This window comes from Photobacterium sp. (assembly GCF_057456235.1).
This window is the reverse complement of record NZ_JBVCPH010000004.1, coordinates 181,780-205,798: the sequence shown is the minus strand read 5'-3', so window position 1 is coordinate 205,798 and position 24,019 is coordinate 181,780. Positions and strand designations below refer to the sequence as shown.

At 45.9% G+C, this 24,019-nt stretch carries 20 protein-coding genes; 11 read left to right on the top strand and 9 right to left on the bottom strand.

What is annotated here, in order from left to right; all coding sequences use genetic code 11:
- Nucleotides 1-142: 142 nt before the first annotated feature.
- Complete coding sequence (locus tag AC2204_RS06750; protein WP_318924730.1) at nucleotides 143-1,054, bottom strand: DUF3943 domain-containing protein; 912 nt, start codon at nucleotides 1,052-1,054, stop codon at nucleotides 143-145.
- A gap of 262 nt (nucleotides 1,055-1,316) precedes the next feature.
- Nucleotides 1,317-2,516 carry a tyrosine transporter TyrP gene (gene tyrP, locus AC2204_RS06745; protein WP_318924729.1) on the bottom strand — a complete coding sequence of 400 codons (1,200 nt, stop codon included), beginning with the start codon at nucleotides 2,514-2,516 and terminating at the stop codon, nucleotides 1,317-1,319.
- A 450-nt stretch (nucleotides 2,517-2,966) separates the two neighbouring features.
- Between tyrP and AC2204_RS06740 the strand changes: the two genes are divergently transcribed.
- Complete coding sequence (locus AC2204_RS06740; RefSeq protein ID WP_318924728.1) at nucleotides 2,967-4,193, top strand: CinA family nicotinamide mononucleotide deamidase-related protein; 1,227 nt, start codon at nucleotides 2,967-2,969, stop codon at nucleotides 4,191-4,193.
- Between the two features lie 252 nt (nucleotides 4,194-4,445).
- Here the strand turns inward: AC2204_RS06740 and AC2204_RS06735 are convergent, their stop codons facing one another.
- From AC2204_RS06735 to AC2204_RS06710, 6 genes are all read right to left on the bottom strand, one after another.
- Nucleotides 4,446-4,733, bottom strand: a complete 288-nt coding sequence (locus AC2204_RS06735) for a 2Fe-2S iron-sulfur cluster-binding protein (RefSeq protein ID WP_318924727.1) — start codon at nucleotides 4,731-4,733, stop codon at nucleotides 4,446-4,448.
- Nucleotides 4,730-5,863, bottom strand: coding sequence for a class Ia ribonucleoside-diphosphate reductase subunit beta (gene nrdB, locus AC2204_RS06730; RefSeq protein ID WP_318924784.1), 1,134 nt, complete (start codon nucleotides 5,861-5,863; stop codon nucleotides 4,730-4,732). Before nrdB ends, AC2204_RS06735 begins: the two co-directional genes overlap by 4 nt.
- A 129-nt stretch (nucleotides 5,864-5,992) precedes the next feature.
- Nucleotides 5,993-8,257: a class 1a ribonucleoside-diphosphate reductase subunit alpha gene (nrdA, locus tag AC2204_RS06725; RefSeq protein WP_318924726.1), complete on the bottom strand. Its 2,265-nt coding sequence runs from the start codon at nucleotides 8,255-8,257 to the stop codon at nucleotides 5,993-5,995.
- A 381-nt stretch (nucleotides 8,258-8,638) separates the two neighbouring features.
- Nucleotides 8,639-9,316: an HAD family hydrolase gene (locus AC2204_RS06720; RefSeq protein ID WP_318924725.1), complete on the bottom strand. Its 678-nt coding sequence runs from the start codon at nucleotides 9,314-9,316 to the stop codon at nucleotides 8,639-8,641.
- Nucleotides 9,317-9,567: 251 nt separating this feature from the next.
- Nucleotides 9,568-10,275: a bifunctional 2-polyprenyl-6-hydroxyphenol methylase/3-demethylubiquinol 3-O-methyltransferase UbiG gene (ubiG, locus tag AC2204_RS06715; protein ID WP_318924724.1), complete on the bottom strand. Its 708-nt coding sequence runs from the start codon at nucleotides 10,273-10,275 to the stop codon at nucleotides 9,568-9,570.
- 75 nt (nucleotides 10,276-10,350) lie between these two features.
- Nucleotides 10,351-10,497, bottom strand: coding sequence for a hypothetical protein (locus tag AC2204_RS06710; protein WP_318924723.1), 147 nt, complete (start codon nucleotides 10,495-10,497; stop codon nucleotides 10,351-10,353).
- A gap of 543 nt (nucleotides 10,498-11,040) precedes the next feature.
- Here AC2204_RS06710 and gyrA point away from each other — a divergent pair.
- Both gyrA and serC read left to right on the top strand, forming a co-directional pair.
- Nucleotides 11,041-13,731, top strand: coding sequence for a DNA topoisomerase (ATP-hydrolyzing) subunit A (gene gyrA, locus AC2204_RS06705; RefSeq protein WP_318924722.1), 2,691 nt, complete (start codon nucleotides 11,041-11,043; stop codon nucleotides 13,729-13,731).
- A gap of 262 nt (nucleotides 13,732-13,993) precedes the next feature.
- A complete protein-coding gene (serC, locus tag AC2204_RS06700; protein WP_318924720.1) occupies nucleotides 13,994-15,076 on the top strand; it encodes a 3-phosphoserine/phosphohydroxythreonine transaminase in 1,083 nt (360 codons plus the stop codon).
- Between the two features lie 40 nt (nucleotides 15,077-15,116).
- Here serC and AC2204_RS06695 read toward each other — a convergent pair whose 3' ends face one another.
- Entirely contained in the window at nucleotides 15,117-15,545 is a 429-nt protein-coding gene (locus AC2204_RS06695) for a nucleotide triphosphate diphosphatase NUDT15 (RefSeq protein ID WP_318924718.1), read from the bottom strand.
- A gap of 239 nt (nucleotides 15,546-15,784) precedes the next feature.
- On the opposite strand from AC2204_RS06695, the gene aroA reads away from it, so the two are divergent.
- The 8 genes from aroA (at nucleotide 15,785) to AC2204_RS06655 (ending at nucleotide 23,917) form a co-directional block, all read left to right on the top strand.
- A complete protein-coding gene (aroA, locus tag AC2204_RS06690) occupies nucleotides 15,785-17,071 on the top strand; it encodes a 3-phosphoshikimate 1-carboxyvinyltransferase (RefSeq protein WP_318924717.1) in 1,287 nt (428 codons plus the stop codon).
- A 206-nt stretch (nucleotides 17,072-17,277) separates the two neighbouring features.
- The gene (gene cmk / locus AC2204_RS06685) at nucleotides 17,278-17,976 is read left to right on the top strand and encodes a (d)CMP kinase (RefSeq protein WP_318924716.1); all 699 of its coding nucleotides are present in this window, start codon (nucleotides 17,278-17,280) and stop codon (nucleotides 17,974-17,976) included.
- Between the two features lie 98 nt (nucleotides 17,977-18,074).
- Nucleotides 18,075-19,745: a 30S ribosomal protein S1 gene (rpsA, locus tag AC2204_RS06680; RefSeq protein WP_318924715.1), complete on the top strand. Its 1,671-nt coding sequence runs from the start codon at nucleotides 18,075-18,077 to the stop codon at nucleotides 19,743-19,745.
- A 73-nt stretch (nucleotides 19,746-19,818) separates the two neighbouring features.
- Nucleotides 19,819-20,109 (top strand): integration host factor subunit beta, encoded by a 291-nt coding sequence (gene ihfB, locus AC2204_RS06675; protein ID WP_107281492.1) that lies wholly within the window; start codon nucleotides 19,819-19,821, stop codon nucleotides 20,107-20,109.
- 130 nt (nucleotides 20,110-20,239) lie between these two features.
- Nucleotides 20,240-20,524, top strand: a complete 285-nt coding sequence (locus AC2204_RS06670) for a LapA family protein (RefSeq protein ID WP_318924713.1) — start codon at nucleotides 20,240-20,242, stop codon at nucleotides 20,522-20,524.
- Between the two features lie 6 nt (nucleotides 20,525-20,530).
- The gene (gene lapB, locus AC2204_RS06665; protein WP_318924712.1) at nucleotides 20,531-21,700 is read left to right on the top strand and encodes a lipopolysaccharide assembly protein LapB; all 1,170 of its coding nucleotides are present in this window, start codon (nucleotides 20,531-20,533) and stop codon (nucleotides 21,698-21,700) included.
- Between the two features lie 126 nt (nucleotides 21,701-21,826).
- Nucleotides 21,827-22,522, top strand: coding sequence for an orotidine-5'-phosphate decarboxylase (pyrF, locus tag AC2204_RS06660; protein ID WP_318924711.1), 696 nt, complete (start codon nucleotides 21,827-21,829; stop codon nucleotides 22,520-22,522).
- A 126-nt stretch (nucleotides 22,523-22,648) separates the two neighbouring features.
- Nucleotides 22,649-23,917 carry an MgtC/SapB family protein gene (locus AC2204_RS06655; RefSeq protein WP_318924710.1) on the top strand — a complete coding sequence of 423 codons (1,269 nt, stop codon included), beginning with the start codon at nucleotides 22,649-22,651 and terminating at the stop codon, nucleotides 23,915-23,917.
- Nucleotides 23,918-24,019 lie beyond the last annotated feature (102 nt).

Sequence of the window (24,019 nt, the reverse complement as noted above, 5' to 3'; positions counted from 1 at the left end):
AAAGGTAAAAGTTGTATATATAAGATTGTTAATATAGTAAATATAGTTAATATAGTTAATATAGTTAATATAGTTAATATAGTTAATATAGTTAATATAGTTAATATAGTTAATATAGTTTTACTATGTACTGCTGTATTTGTTACTTAAATTCGATTTTTAACTCTAAGCCAATAAACTGTTTGTCATACGGTGCGCCAGCCTCTAATGCAAAATTTGCCGCATTAGCATTCCCAAACCAAGGGGTATAGATAAAGCTGACGTTGGTATCACCTTTCCACCAATCTGAAACCCAATAATGGATATGACCGACGGGGTTGAGGAAAAACAGGCTGACTCTGCCCAGAGTTTCAGAGCCGAGTACTTCACCACCATTTGCTGTGATATCTAATTCAGTCTGGAACATGGCCTCACCCACCGCAGCACCGAATAAAGGTGTGACGATAATATCCTGTATCGAGGGGACTTCCGCGAAGGCTTCGACGCCATATTCATAGAAGAATGTTGACATAGTGGCTGAATATAAAAATGATTCCCATTCATCAAAACCTGAATGACGAGCCGCCGTATAGTAAACACCACCAAAATAAGGGTGCATGATGTAGTTCAGATAATGATCGTCATTATCCCATACCGGACCCTGGCTGACGTTATCCCACCACTTGCTGCCGAGATTGCTTAAGTTGCGATCTTCTTCATCCCAATTGGTCACACTTTCAGGCAGTAAGGTCATCATACCGACCATTGCCACACTCAGGCCTAAAATGGTGTAAGACTGTTCCATAAGGTAATCCCAGTTCTGTTCTGGTGCCGCAGAAAGATGCATTGGAATCGTATTGACGGAATTCGCAGAGAATAAAGGGTCGACTTTTATATTGCTGTGATTTGTATTGCCATCATCAGATAAAGCCTGGTAACCGGAGTGAAAATTATACTCGAGAAAAAGACTCTGGCCATCATAACGGTTGTTGCTGACGGGGGGCTCACTCCGTGCATAAGCCGGAGCGGTTAGCGTGCAACTAAGTAAAAATGATGCGTAAAATTTATTGCGCAACTTATGCTCCAGAAAGTAAAAACGAAGGCTGGTTCCAATATTGATGAGTGCAAATAGCCGTGACTTAATGGGTGTACTGATAATTATTGATAAAACTTAAAGCAATATATGCACAATAAGTATCCCGTACAATCAGTAATATTCCTAGCATTAATATGCGTTTGATTGGCTATGTTAAGGCTCGTGCTGCCGAGCCTTAACAAGGGGAGGAATGGGGATTTAATTAGCAGGATAAATAGTTGCGTTGAAAGATGAACAGACCCTAGCCAACCGCAGGAATAAGGCCGGCCATCTGCAGGAACTGTGCGCTGATAATAAGAATACCTGCGCCAGTAACGGCAATCAGAGCTGGCGTACCACCACGAACACGATAGCCCAAGCCCGTCTGTTTCCGCTGCACGTTCACCATGGCTACCGGTAAGAAAATAGCCAGAATTACCAAAGCAACTGCCGCATAGCCCAGTGCCGTAATAAAGCCTTGTGGATAGAAAAGTGCAAAACCCAATGGAGGAATGAAAGTGACCAGCGCAGTTTGCAGGCGCCCTTTTACTTGATTGTCGCGGCTTAAAATATCAGATAGGAAATCAAACAGGCCCAGGCTTACACCAAGAAAAGAGGTCGCCAGTGCCAGATCCGCAAAAACAGAGACCGATTTACTGACCAACGGGTTATGAAGCATTTCACTTAACGTGCTAATGAATGAGCCTAGTGTGGTGCTGGCCATTAAATCAGGCTGACTCAATACTCCCTGACTGGCAATTTGCCACAGAATATAAACGGTCAGCGGAACAGCTGAGCCTATCACCATTATTTTGCGCAGCACTTTAATATCTAACCCGACATAACGAACAATTGAAGGGATGCTACCGTGGAAGCCAAAAGAGGTGAAGATCACTGGCAGAGCAGAAATAATGAGTCCGTTCTGTACGGGCATATCAACGAGGTGCTGGCCTTGAACATGCGGAACGAGTAAACCAAGCATTACAGCCAGTGCAATGACTTTCAGGGTGAACAGAATACGATTCACGATATCGACCGAGTGTGTACCAATAGAGACAGCTGTCGCAATAATCAGGGTAAAGCTAATTACGCCAACCTGAGGAGCCACGTTCAATCCCATCCAGTTATTGAGTTTGTTGTTTAACTGCTCGCCGCCACCGGCAATGTAAGCTGCACATAATGCATAAAATAAGAACATCATAGCAAAGCTGGCGATAATTTGACCTTTGCGGCCGAGTAGCTGATGGGCCAGGCTATGTAAGGTCGCATTTTGGTCCGCATGCTGGTGGACTTCGAGCATGAGCAACGCGGTATAAATCATTAAAGCCCAAATGGCGAACATAGTGAGAGTTGCAGCGGTAAACCCAAGCCCGGCAGAAGCCAGTGGTAATGCCAGCATGCCTGCGCCGATCGTGGTTCCGGCAATGATCAGCATGCTGCCGAAAGTTTTGTTCATGGTCATTAAAGTTGTAGTTCCCAGATTTATAATCGTTTTTGTGGTTAGGGAGAGGCGTGTACACCCGTGGTTAATCTCCCTGTCGGAAAATAAAGCCACAGCGGCGTAATCGAGTTCAAACTGTTAATTTAAGTTTACACCTGATCGTGCCGTTGTGGCTGGCGATAAGAGATGTAGTAATAGGTGATATTCACAATTCTTGCTCTTTAATTAGTGGTAACGGGTAGTATGAAGATGAAAAGGTACTTTTATCTGCTGGTCGATACCTTAAAGCCAGTTAGCTTGGCTGTCAACTTTAACGATCACGGGTGTAAATTTATATTTACAGTTAAGGGTGTTTTCTTGTGTGTCTATTGTGTTTCGATCCTGTGGAGTGGTTCTGTAACCACTGAATGTCGCATAGTGAAGTAATTTGGGTATATATTGTTAGCTGATCAATTACAGAAGAGGGAAGTCATGTTGCAGATTGCGATGATCAGTACTGGTGAAGAAGTGCTGCACGGAGATATTTTGGATACGAATGCGGCATGGTTATCACGTCTTTTTTTTCAGCAAGGCTTTGCGTTATCCCGTCGTACGACGGTGGGTGATCAGCTAGAAGCGCTAGCGACTGAAATAGAACACTGCAGTCTTACCTCTGATATTGTTGTTATTAATGGCGGTTTAGGCCCAACCAGTGATGATTTAACGGCCCAGGCAGCGGCGATAGCCAGCGATGTCGGCCTTGAGCAGTCTGATTACTGGGTAGAGCAGATGCAGGCTAAGTATCAGAAATTGGGCCGGGAAATGCCAAAGACTAACCTGAAGCAAGCCATGTTGCCTGAAGGGGCAGAGTTGTTAGAAAACCCGGTAGGTACAGCTTGTGGTTTTGCGATCAAACTGAATCGCGCCTGGTTGTTCTTCACCCCGGGAGTTCCCAGTGAATTTAAACAGATGGTGCAAGTTGAAATTATTCCTCGCTTAACCTGTGCCTTTCCTACGGTAGCAGCGCGTGATTGCCTCCGTTTTTATACGTTTGGTTTATCCGAATCGGGCATTAGCGAGACATTATCTCCGCTATCTTTGCCCAAAGGGTATGAAATTGGCTACCGCTCGGCATTGCCGTTTATTGAGGTAAAACTGTTTGCACCGAGAGGAAATGAGCACGCCCTTTCTTTGCAGCAAACAATGGTGTTACAGCTGGGTGATAATGTCGTCGGTGTTGGAAAAACGCTGCCTGAGCAGGTTGGAGAGTTACTGGTTAAGCAAGATCTTAGCTTAACCATTGCAGAGCAGTCTACCGGTGGCTGGTTAACCAGTTGGCTGCAGGACTTCCCGAACGCCAAGGCTAAACTCCGCCAGGGCTGGATGCTGGCGGCGAATGCCGAGCCTGAGATGGCGACAAAGGATCTGCTGGCGTCTGCGTTCGCCATGGCGACAGCAGCCAGGGGTGATACGGCATCCGATATTGTATTGGTATCAGGGCCTGTTCACGACGATAAAGTTGCTGTGGCATTATCTACGCCACAAGGTGATTGGGCGCAGCTAATTAAAACCAAACGTCGCTATGGATCAAATGACTACAGGAATGTGGTCGCGACAGTGATGCTTGATATGTTACGCCGCTGGCTGGATGACAGAGAGGTGATCGGTCAGTATGAATCGATCCAGCGTGAGAGCGAGATGTTTTTGCCAAAGGGTTGACTGAAAAAGTACGCAATGCCTACCCGGAGGAAAATATACCGGAGCCGGAAGTGATTGAGTTGCAGAAAGTAGTGGAAATTTATCGAGAGGAGTAATTAGGCTCTGTTGCCAAGCCTCGTAAAGATGCGAGGTTCAGGACTTACGACTTACTCCGGGAATTCTCGTCGAACGGAATGTGTGCAGAAATCGCAATCCCTTCGTGGGAGTGGGTTCCCTAAGCAACTCTCAAAGGGGAGTTTGATGTGCGGCATCTCAGCCCGCTTGAGACTTCAAGGAAGCGATAAGTTGGTAATTGAACGCTATCTCGACATCTGCCTTGGGGATTGAACGGCAAGCCAGAATTTCATTTTGACCAACAAAAGCCATAGCATTTTGCTGATCGACAGCGCCGGCTGTGAGTTGGCAGCGGCAAGCGCCACACATGCCATTGCGGCATTGGTACTCTGGCTGTATTCCGGCATTTTCTAACTGTACGAGCAGAGGTTCACGGCTATTGCCATGAACCTCTTGTCCGTTAACCGTAATGGTTAGTCGACTCACAGCTCGAAATCAACCAGATCGTCGGCACTGACATCGTTATCAATCTGGCCGACAAGGTATGAGCTTATCTCTGCTTCCTGCGGAGCAACCTGAACATTGTCTGATGACAACCAGGAGTTAATCCACGGAATTGGGTTTTGCGTCGCGCCCGGGTAGGCATGTTCAAGACCCACCGTGTTCATGCGCAGGTTAGTGATGTACTCAACGTACTGGCAAAGAATATCTTTGTTCAGACCAATCATCGAGCCATCTTTGAACAGGTATTCAGCCCACTCTTTTTCCTGCTCTGCCGCTTCTTTGAAAATATCAAAGCATTCTTGCTTGCATTCCGCGGCAATCTCTTCCATTTCAGGATCGTCATGACCGTAGCGAAGAAGGTTAAGAATATGCTGGGTTCCAGTCAGGTGCAGAGCTTCATCACGGGCGATCAGCTTGATGATTTTCGCATTGCCTTCCATTAGCTCGCGTTCAGCGAAAGCAAATGAGCAGGCAAAACTGACATAGAAGCGAATCGCTTCCAGCGCGTTCACCGACATCATGCAGAGGTACAATTTTTTCTTGATCTCACGAAGGTTTACCGTAATGGTTTTGCCATTAATGGTGTGCGACCCTTCGCCTAAGCGGTGATAATCGTTGGTTGCTGCGATCAGATCGTCATAGTACTTGGAAATGTCACCTGCACGTTTGATGATGTATTCGTTTTCGACGATATCATCAAAAACTACCGCAGGATCATTAACAATGTTACGGATGATATGGGTATAGGAACGCGAGTGGATCGTTTCAGAGAACGACCATGTCTCAATCCATGTCTCTAACTCTGGGATAGACACAATGGGCAGCAGGGCGACATTCGGGCTACGACCCTGAATAGAATCCAGTAACGTCTGATATTTGAGGTTACTGATGAAAATGTGCTTCTCATGATCAGGCAGATTGTTGTAATCAATACGATCGCCTGATACGTCTACTTCTTCTGGTCGCCAGAAAAAGGAAAGCTGTTTTTCGATGAGCTTTTCAAAAATCTCAAATTTCTGCTGGTCATAGCGAGCAACGTTGACTGACTGGCCAAAGAACATGGGCTCTTTTAGCTGATCGTTATTGGTTTGACAAAAAGTGCTATATGCCATCATTTCCTCAAAATCAAAGGGGAGCTGACGCTCCCATTTAATGTTTAAATACTCATTGTTCAGTGCTGTGCAGTTCACACAAGATCTGGATCAAAAAAGCGCATCTGTCGCTGTATTAACCTATAGCGCTTAGATCTTACAGCTGGTGCAGTCGTCTGTAGTATCGTTCTGGCTATCAGAAGCGCCATCACGCGTATTATGGTAGTAAAGCGTTTTTACGCCAAGCTTATACGCGTTTAGCAGGTCTTTTAGCAACAGTTTCATCGGCACTTTGCCACCAGGTTGACTGCTTGGGTCATAATTGGTGTTGGCAGAAATCGACTGATCAATAAACTTCTGCATAATGCCCACAAGCTGCAGGTAACCATCGTTGCTGCCGATATTCCACAGTAGTTCGTAGTTATCTTTGTACTTGGTGTACTCAGGAACAACTTGCTTCAAGATACCGTCTTTCGAAGCTTTCACTGACACATAGCCACGTGGCGGTTCAATACCATTGGTTGCGTTAGAGATCTGAGACGATGTCTCAGAAGGCATAAGCGCAGACAGGGTTGAATTACGCAGGCCGTGAATCTTAATTTCCTCACGCAAGGTTTCCCAGTCGTAGTGAAGCTCTCCACTACAGATTTTATCGATCTCTTTTTTGTAGGTATCGATAGGTAAAATCCCTTGCGAATACGTTGTTTCATTAAACGCAGGACAAGCACCTTGTTCTTTTGCCAAGCCGACAGATGCTTTCAACAGGTAGTACTGAATCGCTTCAAAAGCCTGGTGAGTAATATTGTTTGCACTGCCGTCAGAATAACGAACACCGTGTTTGGCAAGATAATAGGCAAAGTTGATAACACCCACACCAAGGGTGCGACGGTTCATGGTTGAACGTCGTGCAGCCGGTAGCGGGTAATCTTGGTAATCCAGCAGGGCATCTAACGCACGAACCGTCAGATCGGCAAGCTCTTCAAGATCGTCTAACGTATCAATGGCGCCTAAGTTGAATGCCGACAGCGTACATAGTGCAATTTCACCATTTTCGTCTTCGACATTGCTTAATGGCTTGGTTGGCAATGCAATTTCAAGACATAAGTTAGATTGACGGATCGGCGCCACACTTGGGTCAAACGGGCTGTGGGTATTACAGTGATCGACGTGTTGAATGTAGATACGGCCGGTAGAGGCTCGCTCTTGCATAAGCAGCGAGAATAGGTCGATGGCCTTAATGGTTTTACGTTTGATGCTGCTATCTTGTTCGTATTTGACGTACAGACGTTCAAATTCGTCTTGATCGGCAAAGAATGCGTCATAAAGACCCGGTACATCAGAAGGCGAGAACAAGCTGATGTTTGCCCCTTTGATCAGGCGGGTGTACATCAGTTTGTTGATTTGTACGCCGTAGTCCATATGACGGACACGGTTTTCTTCAACACCACGGTTATTTTTCAGTACCAGCAGCGATTCAACTTCGCCGTGCCAGATTGGGTAAAACAAGGTTGCTGCGCCGCCGCGAACACCACCCTGAGAACAGCATTTAACTGCCGTCTGGAAGTACTTGTAGAATGGAATACAGCCGGTGTGGAAAGCTTCACCACCACGGATTTCAGACCCTAATGCGCGAATACGGCCGGCATTGATACCGATACCAGCACGCTGAGAAACATAACGAACAATTGAACTTGCGGTTGCATTGATTGAATCGAGGCTATCGTCACATTCGATCAGGACACAAGAACTGAACTGGCGCGTTGGCGTACGTACACCAGACATAATTGGCGTAGGCAGTGAAATCTTGAATGTTGATGCCGCATCGTAGAAACGTTTGATGTAGCTAAGGCGCGTTTCTTTTGGATACTTACCGAACAGGCAGGCAGCAATCATGATGTAAAGGAACTGGGCACTTTCAAAGATCTCACCGGATACACGGTTTTGTACCAGATATTTACCTTCAAGCTGCTTGACCGCGGCGTAAGAGAAGTTCATATCGCGCCAGTGATCGATGAAGCTGTCCATCAGGGCAAATTCTTCTTCGCTATAGTCTTCAAGCAGATGTTGGTCGTACTTACCTTTTTCAACAAGCGTAGTAACGTGCTTATAAAGTGTTGGCGGCTCGAATTGACCATACGCTTTCTTACGCAGGTTAAAGATCGCGAGGCGTGCTGCAAGGTACTGGTAATCTGGTGACTCTTCCGAGATTAGATCTGCTGCTGCTTTGATGATGGTTTCGTGGATGTCTGCAGTCTTAATACCATCGTAGAACTGGATGTGAGATTTCAGTTCAACTTGAGATACCGATACGTTGACTAGGTCTTCTGCAGCCCAGGCAATAACGCGGTGAATTTTATCTAAATCGATAGTTTCTTTGCGGCCATCACGCTTGGTAACAGTGAGTTGTTGATTCATTTTTTGTCGTTTTCCCGAAATTTCATACATCCGGTGTTTTTTTGCAACTTTAATAATAAGGGTAGCAAAGATTGTGATCTTTGTTACATTTCTTGTTGCGTGTGAAAACACTATATATGGTGGTGTTGAGCTTATGGGGTTACAAGATAGTGATGAAGAGACTACTTTGCAAGGTGGTAGTTTTTGACCGGTTGTGGATAACTTGGGGATTCAAAATAAATAGTTAGTGCCTACTAACCCGTTCTGGTTAGATGTAGCAATATTAATGAAAAAAGCAACCCGTATATGATTGCTTTTTTTTAAAATAAAAATTTATTTTTCTTGATTTTTAGTGGTTTTAAAGCAGCTCGGTCAACCCCTGAAAATTGCTTGAAATATAGCTTATTTGCGTTCATTTTGACTTTTCAGGGTGGTGATAAATGCTTCGGGTGTTTGCAGAATGCCATGCGCTTCCCAGTGCTCCGGTGTATGCGATTCGCCAATATAGCCCCAGCCAGCAATATAACGATGCATATTTGCTGCACGAGCAGCAATCATGTCTTTTTCGATATCGCCAATATAGGCACATATCTCGTGGTCGACACCAAGTAACTTACTGGCATAAAGCAGGGGCTCGGGGTGAGGCTTCGCTAAGGCGAGCGTATCACCACATACGATGGCTTGTGCTTTCAGCAGTTCCGGAAAAAACGGCAGCAGCATATCTGTCAGGAACCGAGGCTTATTGGTCATAATGCCCCAGGGGATCCCTTGTTGTTCAAGGTATGAGAGTAATTGACGAATACCTTGGTAAATAGACGTGCCGACACAGATATTTTGCTGATAGTAATCGAGGAACTCCTGCCTGAGCTTGTGCAGATCAAGATGCGGAGGTATAACGCCGAAGCCTGCAGAGAGTAATCCTTTTGCACCATAGCTGGTATTGGCTTTAATTTGGGGGGCGGTGAGCGGGCCATGACCATAATCGGCCAGTACTCGGTTGGCCGCTTCTGCCATATCTGGCGCGGTATCTAATAAAGTGCCGTCGAGATCAAACAGAACGGCTTGGATAATTTTTATCATGCTTAAATGTCCATATAACAATCACAAAAAGAAAGCTCTAATAGAAAGCATATACTCAAAACATCTCAAGATGTAGAGACGAGCAAGGATTCATTAGCTTTTAGTCAAGACGCTATCTGAGTGAATAATGGTTCTTTTTGGAGTAAGGTCGTGAATGGGGGGATCTGAATGTTGAGCTGAAATAACAGTAGGATACATAAAAGGGCAATAGCATGCCCTGTTATGAGAAACTCAATACTGAAGTGAAAAAATTAAGCTTTGACAGTGTGGACAATATAATTCACATCAACGTTGTTACCTAACCAGTAGTGATCCGTTAACGGATTATAGTGAAGGCCAGTAATGTGGCGATCTTGAAGCGGGGTCGGGTCAATCATGCCAATCAATTCCGAGGGACGAATAAACTTTTTGTGATCGTGTGTCCCTTTAGGTACCAACTTGAGTAGGTGCTCTGCACCCACAATGGCAAAGAGGAAAGATTTGGTATTGCGGTTCAAAGTGGAAAAGAACACATGGCCGCCTGGTTTAACCATCTTGGCACAAGCCGCAATCACTGACGCCGGATCGGGGACGTGCTCCAACATTTCCATACAGGTGATCACATCATAGGTTTGCGGATGCAGCTCGGCGTGTTCTTCCGCTGTGCATTGGACATACTCTAGTTTTGTACCTGTCTCTAATGCATGCAGGCGGGCAACGGTCAGGGGTTCTTTGCCCATATCTAATCCGATAACATCGGCACCTTCCACAGCCATGCTTTCTGCCAGAATGCCGCCTCCACAGCCAACATCCAGTACTTTCTTGCCAAACAGCCCGTCGCAACGGTCAATAACATAATTCAGGCGAAGCGGGTTGATTTGGTGAAGGGGTTTGAATTCGCCTTCGAAATCCCACCAGCGTGACGCCATATCTTCAAATTTACTGATTTCTGCCGGATCGACATTTAACTGCTTGGTCATTGTTATCGCCATTTTCCTTAACTGGATGGCGCATTATATACCCAAACTATCTCAAGATGCAGAGTTCAGCGACAATTATTCTGACGATTCAATGATAGGAAAAGCCAGCACTTCAGGATTAAATGAACCTGAAAAAATGGTCATTGCTGCCAGAATTAGCATAAGTACATATTTCCCGCAGATGATGCACAATCCGATGGTATTTATTACAGAACTTAACATGCCAACCCCACTTATTTATTTACGATAAATTTCCCTGTGTGCAAGATCGATTTTACGCCTGGCGCTGACAAGAAAGGTGACAGCGGTCTGAATTCACTCAGATCATGTGCTCAATGTGCATAAAAGTCGCATCGATCGAATATTTACAATTGGTTGCAATTTTGTGTCCAACACAGGGGTTAAATAGAGTTTGGTGGTCAAGAATTAACCAGTAAAGGTTAGGAATTCACCTAAATGTCGATCGTATGGTTTCTGATTTTTCGTAAATACGCTAAATTACTCACAACTGCAGTGAAAGGTGTGCCTATTAAGTCGGAATTATGCTACATTCTCGCACCTTAACGTATTATACCTAACGTCATAGTTATCTGCTCCAATCAGAGCGGTCTCAGCAGTTTGAGAGCAATCCAAAAGGTTGAAGATGTAGGGGGCTACATCAAAGCCATTTGAGGCCGTTATCAACGAATGATGCGCTGATAGGCGAGATAACTATGCCGTTTGGTATACGTATACGACAGAAATTACCTGAGGGATATTGGCTCAATGAGCGATCTTGCAAAAGAGATCACGCCCGTCAACATTGAAGATGAGCTGAAAAGCTCTTATCTCGACTACGCGATGTCAGTTATCGTGGGTCGTGCTCTTCCGGATGTGCGTGATGGCCTTAAGCCAGTGCACCGTCGCGTATTATTCGCGATGAATGTGCTAGGCAATGACTGGAATAAAGCTTACAAAAAATCTGCCCGTGTGGTTGGTGACGTAATCGGTAAATATCACCCCCATGGTGATAGTGCTGTATACGATACTATCGTACGTATGGCGCAACCATTCTCGCTACGCTACATGCTTGTCGATGGTCAGGGTAACTTCGGTTCCGTTGACGGCGACTCAGCTGCAGCAATGCGTTATACCGAAATTCGTATGGCAAAAATTGCCCACGAACTTTTGGCAGACCTCGATAAAGAAACGGTCGACTATGTGCCTAACTATGATGGCACAGAATATATCCCGGCGGTTATGCCAACTAGGGTTCCTAACCTTTTGGTTAACGGTTCATCGGGCATTGCGGTTGGTATGGCAACGAACATACCGCCTCATAACCTGGGTGAAGTCATCAATGGCTGTCTGGCATATATCGATAATGAAGAGATCACTATCGATCAGCTGATGGATTATATTCCTGGCCCTGACTTCCCGACGGCGGCACAGATCAATGGCCGTAAAGGTATCATTGATGCCTACCATACTGGTCGCGGTAAAGTTTACATGCGTGCCAAAGCTGATATTGAAGTTGAGAAAAATGGTCGTGAAACCATTATTGTCACTGAGATCCCATATCAGGTGAATAAAGCCCGTTTGATCGAAAAGATCGCCGAGCTGGTTAAAGATAAGAAAGTTGAAGGCATCAGTGCATTACGTGACGAGTCTGATAAAGACGGTATGCGTATTGTTGTTGAATGTAAGCGTGATGCGGTTGGTGAAGTTATTCTCAATAACCTTTATTCACAGACTCAGCTGCAAACGACATTCGGTATTAACATGGTTGCACTTGACCATGGCCAGCCGAAGCTCTTTAACTTAAAAGAGATGCTGAAGTGCTTCGTGAATCACCGCCGTGAAGTGGTAACGCGTCGTACAATCTTCGAATTACGTAAAGCGCGTGAGCGTGCACACCTCCTTGAAGGTCTGGCCATTGCACTGGTTAACATCGATCAAATTATCGAGTTGATCCGTAATGCTCCAACACCACAAGTTGCGCGTGAAGGGCTTCTTGCTCGTCCGTGGCAGTTAGGTGATGTTGCTGCCATGCTTGAGCGTGCTGGTGTTGATGCTGCACGTCCTGAATGGTTAGCGCCTGAGTTTGGTATTCATGGCGGTCAGTACTTCCTGACAGAGCCACAAGCACAAGCCATTCTTGAGCTGCGTCTGCACCGCTTAACCGGTCTGGAACACGAGAAGATCCTTGAAGAATACAAAGGTCTTCTTGATGTCATCGAAGAATTACTATTCATCCTTGGTAGCCCTGAGCGCCTGATGGAAGTCATTCGCGAAGAACTCTTTGCCGTTAAAGAGCAGTTTAACGATGAACGTCGTACTGAAATTACGGCAGCGAGCCATGATATCGATCTTGAGGATCTAATTACTCAAGAAGATGTGGTTGTTACGCTTTCTCACGAAGGCTATGTGAAGTACCAGATTCTGAGTGACTACGAAGCTCAGCGTCGTGGCGGTAAAGGTAAAGCGGCTACGCGCATGAAGGAAGAAGACTTCATCGAGCGTCTGCTGGTAGCCAATACTCACGATACTATTTTGTGCTTCTCTAGCCGTGGTCGTATGTACTGGCTGAAAGTGTACCAGTTACCATTAGCGAGCCGTACTGCTCGTGGTAAGCCAATCGTGAACATTCTTCCGTTGGAAGAAGGTGAGCGCATTACCGCGATACTGCCTGTACGTGAGTACGAAGAAGATAAGTTTGTCTTCATGGCAACCGCTGACGGTACTGTGAAGAAGACACCTCTGACTGATTTCAGCCGCCCTCGCAGCGCTGGTATCATTGCAGTGAACCTGCGTGAAGGAGATTCGCTGATTGGTGTCGATGTCACTGATGGCACACGCGATATCATGTTGTTCTCTTCTTACGGTAAAGTGGTCCGATTCTACGAAAGCCCTGTCATTGACGAAGACGGCAATGCAAAAGGCGGTGTTCGTGGCATGGGCCGTACTGCAGCGGGTGTTCGTGGTATTAAGCTGGCTGAAGGTGACAAAGTTGTCTCACTGATTGTTCCACACAACGAAGGTGACGTATTGACAGTAACTGAAAATGGTTACGGTAAACGTACTTCACTAGAAGAATACCCAGCGAAGAGCCGTGCGACACAAGGTGTTGTATCTATCAAGGTTTCTGATCGTAACGGGAAAGTTGTTGGTGCAATTCAGGCTGAAGATGGCGATGAGTTCATGATGATCACCAATGGTGGTACATTAGTACGAACTCGTGTTTCTGAAGTAAGCCGTGTTGGTCGTAACACTCAAGGTGTAACGCTGATTCGTACTGCTGAAGAAGAACTTGTTGTTGGTCTTCAGCGTATTGATGAGCCAGAAGAAGTTGAACTGGATGAAGACGCTATCGAAGATGGTGAAATCGCAGTCGACGGTGAGCAGGCGATTGATACGGAAGCGACGCAACAACCTGAAGCGGATTCAGAGCAAGACGCATCAACTGACGAAGACTAATCGTTAGTTTGCTATGCTGATAAAAACGCAGCCTACGGGTTGCGTTTTTTTATACCTGAAAAAGCGGAAACTGCCGATGATGGCAATGATCACAGCCGAGTCGACCTTTTTTCGACAAATAGTTGCCTCCAGGGGTTTTCAGATCCGCGATAAAGGTGTAAAAAATGATAAGTTGATCCTTGTCACAGCCTGTTGCCCTAAAGGCTTGTGATAAGAAATATAAATATCCCCCCAATTGCACTGCAGGAGCACGTTTTTCATCATGGAAAAAGTCTATAACTTTTGCGCTGGCCCAGCGATGATCCCAGCGGAAGTTTTAAAAAAGGTTCAGGAAGAGCTCGTTAACTGGAATGGTTTAGGAACATCGGTGATGGAAATCAGCCACCGCAGTAAAGAGTTTCTTGCGGTTGCACAGCAATCAGAAAAAGATCTGCGTGAGCTATTAGCAATTCCTGCCAACTATCATGTTCTTTTTTGTCATGGCGGTGCACGTGGTCAGTTTGCTGCAGTACCAATGAATTTATTGGGTGAGGCTCAAACGGCCGACTATATGGATGGTGGTTATTGGGCACACAGTGCGATTGCTGAAGCGAAAAAATATTGTGAGCCCAATGCGGTGGATATCACTTGTGTGCGTGATGGTAAAAAAGCGATTCTGCCAGCCAGTGAATGGTCACTTTCTGATGATGCACCTTTTGTCCATTTCTGCCCTAATGAGACGATTGACGGCATTGAAATCCGTGATTTACCGGAGACGGACAAACCCATCGTTGCAGATATGTCATCAACGATTTTGTCTCGTCCTATCGATGTGTCAAAGTATGGTGTCATTTATGCGGGAGCACAGAAAAATGTGGGTCCTGCTGGGTTAACCATCGTCATAGTTCGCGATGATTTACTGGGTAAAGCGAAGCAAGAGATCCCTAGTATCCTTGACTATAAAGTACTGTTCGATAAAGAGTCGATGTTCAATACACCGCCGACATTTGCCTGGTATCTGGCTGGTGAAGTGTTTAAGTGGCTGAAAGATCTCGGTGGCTTGGAAGCGATGCAAAAAAGGAATGAAGCAAAAGCGAATTTGCTTTATGACTTTATTGATAGCTCAGACTTCTATGAGAATAAAGTACATCCGGATAACCGTTCATTAATGAATGCACCGTTCCAGTTAAAGGCTCCGGAACTTGACGGAAAATTCTTGGAGCAAGCTGATGCTGCGGGCTTGAAAGCGCTGCAAGGTCACCGTGTTGTTGGCGGTATGCGGGCATCGATTTACAATGCGATGCCGATTGAAGGCGTACAGGCCCTGGTTGATTTCATGTTGCAGTTTGAGCAAGAAAATGCGTGATCTTACTTGAATATGGGAAACCGCCATTTGGCGGTTTTTTTTATTTATTTATGCAGAATTTTTTTGTGAGATAACAGCGAATCGATTGTTCGCTGGCATCAAAATGCGGGTAGGGTAGACGGTTAGGTTCGACCCACTGCCAGCCCTCACATTTGTCGGGCTCTTTTAATTCCGGCTCACCGCTGAAGTCGGTCACAAGCAGGGCGACACTGATGTAATGCTTGCCTGATTCCCGGTAAGTCGCGAGGTTATTGGTCACTGCAATAACTTCTGGGTTATAAATGGTTAGTCCTGTTTCTTCCATCATCTCCCGAATGGCACATTCAGAGAAGGTTTCGCCAATTTCCAGGTGGCCGCCCGGTATTGAATAGTACGGTGCATGGCTGTTCTTTCGTTTGCCGATAAGGATCTCACCGCTGTCATTGACAACGATGATGCCAATGCCGACCTTGGGTGTCACAAAACTCACGTTTGATCCCTTTTTTTATGATTGAAACTTAGTACAGGTATTGCCTGTAATAATTCATAAGATTGATCCGGTTAGGTTACCTTCAGGTTTGGCCAAAATCTATAGGGATATAACCCAAGCCACTTCATTATTCAGTGTTCAGTGAGAATCCGGGCCTTTTCGGCAAAGGTACTAGCGAACTGAATCATTATTCGCTAATCTGCAGGAACGCCCAAAATACAGGATTGAATAAATAACAGATGGAAAGTTTAACGTTACAGCCGATAAAGATGGTCAATGGGGAAGTGAATTTACCGGGTTCGAAGAGTGTTTCTAATCGCGCACTATTATTGGCAGCGTTAGCGCAAGGTAATACTCGCCTCACTAACTTGTTAGACAGCGATGATATCCGCCATATGCTGAATGCACTAAAACAGCTGGGTGTGAATTATCAATTATCGGCTGACAAGACCGTATGTGAAGTGGAAGGATTGGGCTCAGCATTTCAAGCGGAAAAAGCGCTCGAGTTATATTTAGGCAATGCCGGAACGGCCATGCGTCCGCTAGCTGCGGCGTTATGCTTAGCGGATGGTGAGTTTGTACTGACGGGTGAGCCCCGCATGAAAGAGCGGCCAATCGGACATCTTGTTGATGCATTACGTACTGCGGGCGCAGATGTGACTTATCTGGAGAGTGAAAACTACCCGCCGCTGAAAATTAAAGGGACAGGATTGCAAGGTGGTGAGGTTGACATAGATGGCTCGATTTCTAGCCAGTTTTTAACCGCATTTTTGATGGCAGCACCATTGGCTAAATCAGAGACCGTTATTCGTATTAAAGGTGATTTGGTTTCAAAACCTTATATTGACATTACGTTGCATATTATGGCGCAGTTCGGTGTCACCGTCGAAAACCGGAATTATCAGGAGTTTGTTGTTCCCGCCGGTCAGACTTATCAGGCTCCTGGCGAATTTCTGGTCGAAGGGGATGCGTCATCGGCATCATATTTCTTAGCCGCAGCGGCGATAAAAGGCGGCGAAATTAAAGTAACCGGCATAGGCAAGAAAAGCATTCAGGGTGATGTACAGTTCGCTGATGCGCTTGCCGCCATGGGCGCTGAGATTGAATGGGGTGATGACTTCGTGATTGCCCGTCGAGGTGAATTGAAAGCCATTGATATGGACTTTAACCATATTCCTGATGCGGCAATGACGATTGCCACCGCGGCCCTTTTTGCTGAGGGTACCACCTCTATTCGCAACGTTTATAACTGGCGTGTGAAAGAGACGGATCGATTAGCCGCAATGGCAACAGAGTTACGTAAAGTGGGGGCTGACGTTGAAGAGGGCGATGACTACATTACGATTACGCCTCCGACTCAGCTTAAACATGCCGCCATTGATACCTATGATGATCATCGCATGGCGATGTGTTTTTCATTAGTGGCCCTGAGCGATACGCCTGTGACTATCAACGATCCTAAATGTACCTCAAAGACCTTCCCAGACTATTTCGAGAAGTTAGCCATGTTGAGTCAGCCAGCATAATGGCTGAAAGCCTTTAGCTTGCAGAAAAAGCCCGTCACCATGAGTACGGGCTTTTTTGTTTGCAAGGGTTTATTTCAAACAGCAACAGAATGGGCATCTGTGTTTTTAGGTGTAAATTTGTTATTTCTCACGTATAATATGCCCCCGTTTGATAGGCAGTTATTCTGCTTAACGAAATGATTGTTGTAACAATTTCGGAGAAACCTATGTCTAATTACGCTCCAGTTATCACTGTTGACGGTCCCAGTGGTGCCGGTAAAGGTACGCTATGTATGCTGTTAGCAGAAAAGCTGGGCTGGAATTTACTCGATTCTGGTGCAATTTACCGCGTATTGGCACTGGCGGCCATTCATCACGGTGTTGATATTGCGTCAGAAGACGCCTTGGTTCCGCTTGCGGCGCATTTAGATGTCCAGTTTATCGCTGAAGGTGAACTGGTAAAGGTTATCCTGGAAGGTGAAGACGTATCTAACACGCTTCGTACTGAAGAAGTGGGAAATACCGCCTCAAAAGTGGCTGCGTTACCGCGGGTACGAGAAGCCTTGCTTCGTCGCCAGCGTGCCTTTAGTCATCCCCCCGGCCTGGTGGCTGACGGGCGTGACATGGGTACGGTGGTATTCCCGAGCGCTGAGGTGAAATTCTTTCTCGACGCGAGCGCAGAAGAACGCGCTAACCGCCGTATGAATCAGTTGCAACAAAAGGGCTTAGATGTTAACTTTGACAGCCTTTTAAGTGAAATTCAGGAACGTGACGAACGCGATCGTAATCGCTCGGTGTCTCCGTTACGTCCCGCAGACGACGCTTTGGTGCTAGACTCTACTGATATGTCAATAGAGCAAGTGACGGCACAAGCGTTGGCTTATATTGAACAGAAAATAGATACAAAATCATTATTTGCTGAGTGATCAGCGATGCCGTCGGTTTCATGGAAGAAAACCGACATTACTTTCAACCCCATGCGGTAGGATACCCATGGTTGTTTATCATATTGAAGATTAATTAAATGACTGAATCTTTTGCTTTACTCTTTGAAGAGTCTCTAAACGAAATCGAAACTCGCCCGGGTGCGATTGTTAAAGGTACTGTAATCGGTATCGAGAACGGCTATGTTCTTGTTGATGCGGGCCTTAAGTCTGAGTCTTCTATTCCAGTTGAAGAATTCAAAAACGCTGCTGGCGAACTTGAAATCGAAATTGGTCAAGAAATCGACGTAGCACTTGACGCAATCGAAGATGGTTTCGGTGAGACTAAACTTTCTCGTGAGAAAGCTAAGCGTCATGAAGCTTGGATCCAGCTTGAAAAAGCTTACGAAGAAGCTGAAACAGTTGTTGGTATCATCAACGGCAAAGTTAAGGGCGGCTTCACAGTTGAACTTAACGGCATCCGTGCGTTCCTTCCTGGTTCACTAGTTGATGTACGTCCAGTTCGTGACACTGCTCACCTGGAAAACAAAGAGCTAGAGTTCAAAGTAATTAAGCTTGATCAGAAGCGCAACAACGTTGTTGTTTCTCGCCGCGCAGTTATCGAATCTGAAAACAGCGTTGAGCGTGACGAGCTACTTGCATCTCTACAAGAAGGCATGGAAGTTAAAGGTATCGTTAAGAACCTTACTGACTACGGTGCATTCGTTGATCTTGGCGGTGTTGACGGTCTGCTACACATTACTGATATGGCTTGGAAACGCGTTAAGCACCCAAGCGAAATCGTTAATGTTGGCGACGAAATCAACGTTAAAGTTCTTAAGTTCGACCGTGAGCGTACTCGCGTATCACTAGGTCTTAAGCAACTTGGCGAAGATCCATGGGTTGCAATTGCTAAGCGTTACCCAGAAAGCACTAAGCTTACTGGCCGTGTAACTAACCTAACTGACTACGGTTGCTTCGTTGAAATCGAAGAAGGCGTTGAAGGTCTAGTACACGTTTCTGAAATGGATTGGACTAACAAAAACATCCACCCATCGAAAGTTGTTAACGTTGGCGACGAAGTTGAAGTTATGGTTCTTGATATCGACGAAGAACGTCGTCGTATCAGCCTAGGTCTTAAGCAATGTAAAGCTAACCCATGGCAGTCATTTGCAGAAATGCAAGCTAAGGGCGACCAAGTAACTGGTAAGATCAAGTCAATCACTGACTTTGGTATCTTCATCGGTCTTGATGGCGGCATCGACGGTCTTGTTCACCTATCTGACATTTCTTGGAATGTTTCTGGTGAAGACGCAGTTCGTGACTTCAAGAAAGGCGACGAAATCTCTGCAGTTGTTCTAGCTGTTGATGCAGAGCGTGAGCGCATCTCTCTAGGCGTTAAGCAGATCGAAGAAGACCCATTCAACGGTTACGTTGCAGCGACTAAGAAAGGCGCTCTTGTAAACGGTACTGTTACTGCAGTTGACGCTAAAGGCGCAACAGTAGAACTAGCTGAAGGTGTTGAAGGTTACCTACGTGCTTCTGAAGCATCAGTTGACCGTGTTGAAGACGCAACTTTAGTTCTTTCTGTAGGCGATTCTGTTGAAGCTAAGTTCACAGGTGTTGACCGTAAGAACCGCGTAATCAACCTATCAGTTCGTGCTAAAGATGTTGCTGAAGAGCAAGAAGCAATGGCTAGCCTAAACAAGCAAGAAGATACTTCTTTCGGTAGTGCTATGGCTGACGCTTTCAAAGCGGCTAAAGGCGAATAATTGAGCTCAGGGGGACGCATTTTCCTCCTTAACGGTTATACTATTGAGAAACATACTAAAAAACGGAGTGTTTATGACAAAGTCTGAGCTAATTGAAAGACTATGTAGTCAACAAACACATCTTTCTGCCAAACAGGTAGAAGATGCAATCAAGGAAATCCTTGAGCACATGGCGGGCACCCTCGCAGAAGGTGATCGTATTGAAATCCGTGGCTTTGGTAGCTTCTCTTTACATTACCGTGCTCCTCGTGTAGGTCGTAACCCTAAAACAGGTGACAAAGTTGAGTTGGACGGCAAGTACGTTCCTCACTTTAAACCTGGTAAGGAATTACGCGACCGTGTTAACGCAGCGGTTGCTGGTTAACAGCGAATAGAACAAAAAAACGGCATGCTGTGTAGTATGCCGTTTTTTTATGTCTATTGATCATGGTCTGACGAGTGAAAATCTTGCATAATCAACCCATCAAATTTTTGATCTAGTGAGAGGATCCACGATGAAGATAATTAGCATTCTTATTCTAGTTGTTTGCTTTTTGATCACGCTGGCACTCGGGGCCCAGAACCAGGAGTTGGTTAATTTTAATTACCTGGTTGCTCAAGGTGAGTTCCAGATGTCGACCTTATTGGGAATTGCATTTGGCTCGGGCTTTGCTATAGGCTGGCTCATTTGTGGCATGTTATATTTAAAGGCGCGCTTTTCTCGTAACCGCCTGAATAAGAAAGTCGTAAAACAGCAAAAAGAATTGGATCAGCTTCGTGCCGAGCCTGTTAAGGAATAAGATTTAATGCTAGAGCTGTTGTTCCTGTTACTTCCTATTGCCGCCGCCTATGGCTGGTATATGGGTAACAGGAGCGCTCAAAATCAACGTCAAGAGCAGTCTCATCACCTGTCACGTCAATACGTAACGGGTTTAAACCTGCTGTTATCAGATCAGTCGGATAAAGCAGTCGATCTCTTTATTGAGTTGCTTCAGGTCGATAGTGAAACCATTGATACTCACCTTGCTTTGGGTAATCTCTTCCGAAGCCGGGGTGAAGTCGATCGCGCAATTCGCATTCACCAAAACCTTATTGCCCGTCCGAATCTGACCATTGACCAACGTAACCTCGCGTTGCAGCAGCTGGCAAAAGACTATATGGCTGCTGGTTTTCTTGATCGCGCAGAAAAAATTTTTGAACAGTTACTTGACGAGCCCGATCACCGTAAAGCTGCGCTGCAGCAATTGTTGTCTATCTACCAGCAAACACGTGAGTGGGAAAAAGCCATCGAGACGGCAAATCAGCTAGTGAAAATGGGTAAGCCAAAACTTAAGCATGATATCGCTCATTATTGGTGTGAAATTGCAATGATTGAGATGGGCGCTCAGAACCAAGATAAGGCAAAGCAATGTTTGAAAAAGGCTTTGTCTGCTGATAAAAGCTGTGTACGGGCCTCTATAACCATGGCACGTATCCTGATAAATGATGGTGAATATAAAGCCGCCGCGAAACAGCTGGAGCGCGTGGCGGAGCAGGAAATCGATTTTGCCGGCGAGGCCCTGCCGCTTCTTCTTGAATGTTATGAAGCAACAAATAATGAATCAGGATGGCTGAAGTACTTACAGCATTGTGTTGAAATGAAAGCAGGATCTACCGCGGAGCTAATGCTTGCGGATGAAATATATAAACGAGATGGTGCCGTTATGGCCCAAACGTTTATGACTCGGCAGCTGTCAAAAAACCCGACCATGAAAGGTTTCTATCAGTTGATGGACTATCATCTTGATGAAGCCGAAGAAGGCCGTGCCAAAGAAAGTTTAACCACGTTACGAGGCTTGGTGGGAGAGCAGCTTAAAATGAAGCCTCATTACCGCTGTCGTAAATGTGGTTTTGCCACTCACTCTTTATACTGGCAATGTCCATCATGTAAAGGCTGGGGGGCGGTGAAGCCGATTCGAGGCTTGGATGGTGAGTAATGCCGTTCGGTATTTTACTGACTATTGGATTGGATAATAAGGAGGGCTTCGCTTACGGTGAGCCCTTTTCTTTAAGCTGTCTTGTCCATCATGAATTAGAAAGACGAAGTCTAAGCAGGAGATTGAATGTTAGACCCAAAAGTGATTGTTGCACTCGACTACCCGAATCAAGATGAAGCGTTGGCTTTTGTCGACCGTATTGAGCCGGGAAGTTGTCGGCTTAAAGTCGGCAAAGAAATGTTTACTTTATATGGCCCTGATTTTGTGCGTAAACTGCATGAACGGGGGCATTCCGTATTTCTTGATTTGAAATTTCACGATATTCCCAATACCTGTTCGCGTGCCGTGGCAGCCGCAGCTGAGCTTGGTGTCTGGATGGTGAATGTTCACGCCAGTGGCGGTGAGCGTATGATGACAGCTTCACGTGAAATTCTCGAACCTTACGGCAAAGACCGGCCATTGCTGATTGCAGTGACGGTACTGACAAGCATGGAAGCATCAGACTTGGCGGGTATTGGTATTTCACGCCAGCCACAAGATCAGGTATTAAGCCTGGCCAGGCTGACAAAAAATAGTGGCCTTGATGGTGTTGTGTGCTCTGCGCAGGAAGCCAGTATGCTTAAAACTGAGCTGGGCAAAGAGTTTAAATTGGTTACACCGGGCATTCGCCCTGCAGGCAGCGCCGCTGGCGACCAGCGCCGCGTCATGACCCCGGTTGAAGCTGTTCAGGCCGGGTCAGATTATCTGGTAATCGGGCGTCCAATCACCCAGGCAGTAGATCCTGCGGCAGTTCTGGCTGAGATCAACAAGTCACTCGCCTAATGATTTAGCCAAAAAAGCAAACGTTTGACTTACCCCGCACAAGCGGGGTTTTTTTAGTGATTTTCACCGTAATTTCTTTTGTATCACATACACTTATATTTGTGTATATGACATCAGGGATAGGCCATGGACCAGCCATTTGATCTTTCTTCGCCTTTCTTGGGGCTGATAATCTCGCTGCTGCTAGGTGCCATTATTGGTACTCAGCGCGGCTGGGTATATCGCAATGAAGCTGCGGGGTCGCGGGTCGCCGGGATCAGAACCTACTCATTGATTGGTTTGATGGGGGGGATTTCAGGACTGTTAGCACTGACGTTTTCTGAATTGATTTTTGCTTTTTCACTGATCGCGTTGGCGGTTGTTATTGCTGTTGCCTATGTCTATAGCCAGAAAGTGAAAGCTGATCTGAGCATTACCGGACTGATTGGTATGCTTATCACCTTTATGCTGGGCTCATTGGCGGTTGTCGGTGAGCCTGTGATTGCCGCTTCGGCAGCGGTGATCACCGCACTTATTCTGGATAACAAAAAAGAACTCCATGACGCACTGAAAAAGCTGCAGGCATATGAATTGGACGCGTCTTTGCGCTTTCTGCTGATTTCAGTCGTCATGTTGCCGCTATTGCCAAATCAGGGGTTCGGCCCCTGGCTGGCGATTAATCCCTATGAGATTTGGTGGATGGTGGTGTTGATTGCGGGTATTTCATTTGTCGGTTATTTTGCAATCAAAATTGGCGGGCCTGAAAAAGGTATCTTGTTTACCTGCCTTTTTGCCGGATTGAGCTCGTCGACCGCATTAACGTTACAGTTTTCTAATTTGTCGAAACAACAGTCGCACTTAAGCGGGCTTTTAGCCAGCGGGATACTGATCAGTTGCGGTACCATGTTTCCGCGAATTCTGTTTGTTTGCTCGGTCGTAAACAGACAGCTGGTGGAATTACTGTGGCTGCCGATGGTATTAATGATGGTTGGCTTCTATTTGCCGGCGTGGTGGATTTGGCGTCACAATAAGGTTATGGATTGTGAGCAGCCTCAGGTAACCCAAAACCCGCTGGCGCTGACATCGGCCTTATTTTTTGGTTTAGTGTTACTGCTTATTATGCTGCTATCACAGGCACTGCAACAGTGGTTTGGTAGCACCGGGGTTTTGTTGTTATCGGCGGCGTCAGGGATCACCGATGTCGATGCGATCACTCTGGCATTAGGGCGACAGAGTAAAGCTGAGCTCTTAATTGCAACGGCAGGTTTGGGAATTTTTATTGCCGCAGCGGTCAATAGTCTGGTCAAAATGGGTATGGCATTAACAATCGGGTCTAAAGCGTTGGGCAGGTATGTGGTGATCCCGGTGATCAGCTCGGTTATTCTCGGTGGCAGTGCCGTTTTTCTCGCATCGTAGTAGCCAGAGACTCGGAAATGAATGGAATGGTATATGCCCCAAAGCCACCTCAAGATGCAGAGTGTAAGCTTTGAAGCTTTCCTTGTCTCAGAATCCGTCAAT

Excerpts from the sequence above, each read along its gene's own strand:
- tyrP (WP_318924729.1), bottom strand. The coding sequence starts at position 2,516 with ATGACCATGAACAAAACTTTCGGCAGCATGCTGATCATTGCCGGAACC.
- AC2204_RS06740 (WP_318924728.1), top strand. The coding sequence starts at position 2,967 with ATGTTGCAGATTGCGATGATCAGTACTGGTGAAGAAGTGCTGCACGGA.
- nrdB (WP_318924784.1), bottom strand. The coding sequence starts at position 5,863 with ATGGCATATAGCACTTTTTGTCAAACCAATAACGATCAGCTAAAAGAG.
- nrdA (WP_318924726.1), bottom strand. The coding sequence starts at position 8,257 with ATGAATCAACAACTCACTGTTACCAAGCGTGATGGCCGCAAAGAAACT.
- AC2204_RS06720 (WP_318924725.1), bottom strand. The coding sequence starts at position 9,316 with ATGATAAAAATTATCCAAGCCGTTCTGTTTGATCTCGACGGCACTTTA.
- ubiG (WP_318924724.1), bottom strand. The coding sequence starts at position 10,275 with ATGACCAAGCAGTTAAATGTCGATCCGGCAGAAATCAGTAAATTTGAA.
- AC2204_RS06710 (WP_318924723.1), bottom strand. The coding sequence starts at position 10,497 with ATGTTAAGTTCTGTAATAAATACCATCGGATTGTGCATCATCTGCGGG.
- gyrA (WP_318924722.1), top strand. The coding sequence starts at position 11,041 with ATGAGCGATCTTGCAAAAGAGATCACGCCCGTCAACATTGAAGATGAG.
- serC (WP_318924720.1), top strand. The coding sequence starts at position 13,994 with ATGGAAAAAGTCTATAACTTTTGCGCTGGCCCAGCGATGATCCCAGCG.
- aroA (WP_318924717.1), top strand. The coding sequence starts at position 15,785 with ATGGAAAGTTTAACGTTACAGCCGATAAAGATGGTCAATGGGGAAGTG.
- cmk (WP_318924716.1), top strand. The coding sequence starts at position 17,278 with ATGTCTAATTACGCTCCAGTTATCACTGTTGACGGTCCCAGTGGTGCC.
- rpsA (WP_318924715.1), top strand. The coding sequence starts at position 18,075 with ATGACTGAATCTTTTGCTTTACTCTTTGAAGAGTCTCTAAACGAAATC.
- ihfB (WP_107281492.1), top strand. The coding sequence starts at position 19,819 with ATGACAAAGTCTGAGCTAATTGAAAGACTATGTAGTCAACAAACACAT.
- AC2204_RS06670 (WP_318924713.1), top strand. The coding sequence starts at position 20,240 with ATGAAGATAATTAGCATTCTTATTCTAGTTGTTTGCTTTTTGATCACG.
- lapB (WP_318924712.1), top strand. The coding sequence starts at position 20,531 with ATGCTAGAGCTGTTGTTCCTGTTACTTCCTATTGCCGCCGCCTATGGC.
- pyrF (WP_318924711.1), top strand. The coding sequence starts at position 21,827 with ATGTTAGACCCAAAAGTGATTGTTGCACTCGACTACCCGAATCAAGAT.
- AC2204_RS06655 (WP_318924710.1), top strand. The coding sequence starts at position 22,649 with ATGGACCAGCCATTTGATCTTTCTTCGCCTTTCTTGGGGCTGATAATC.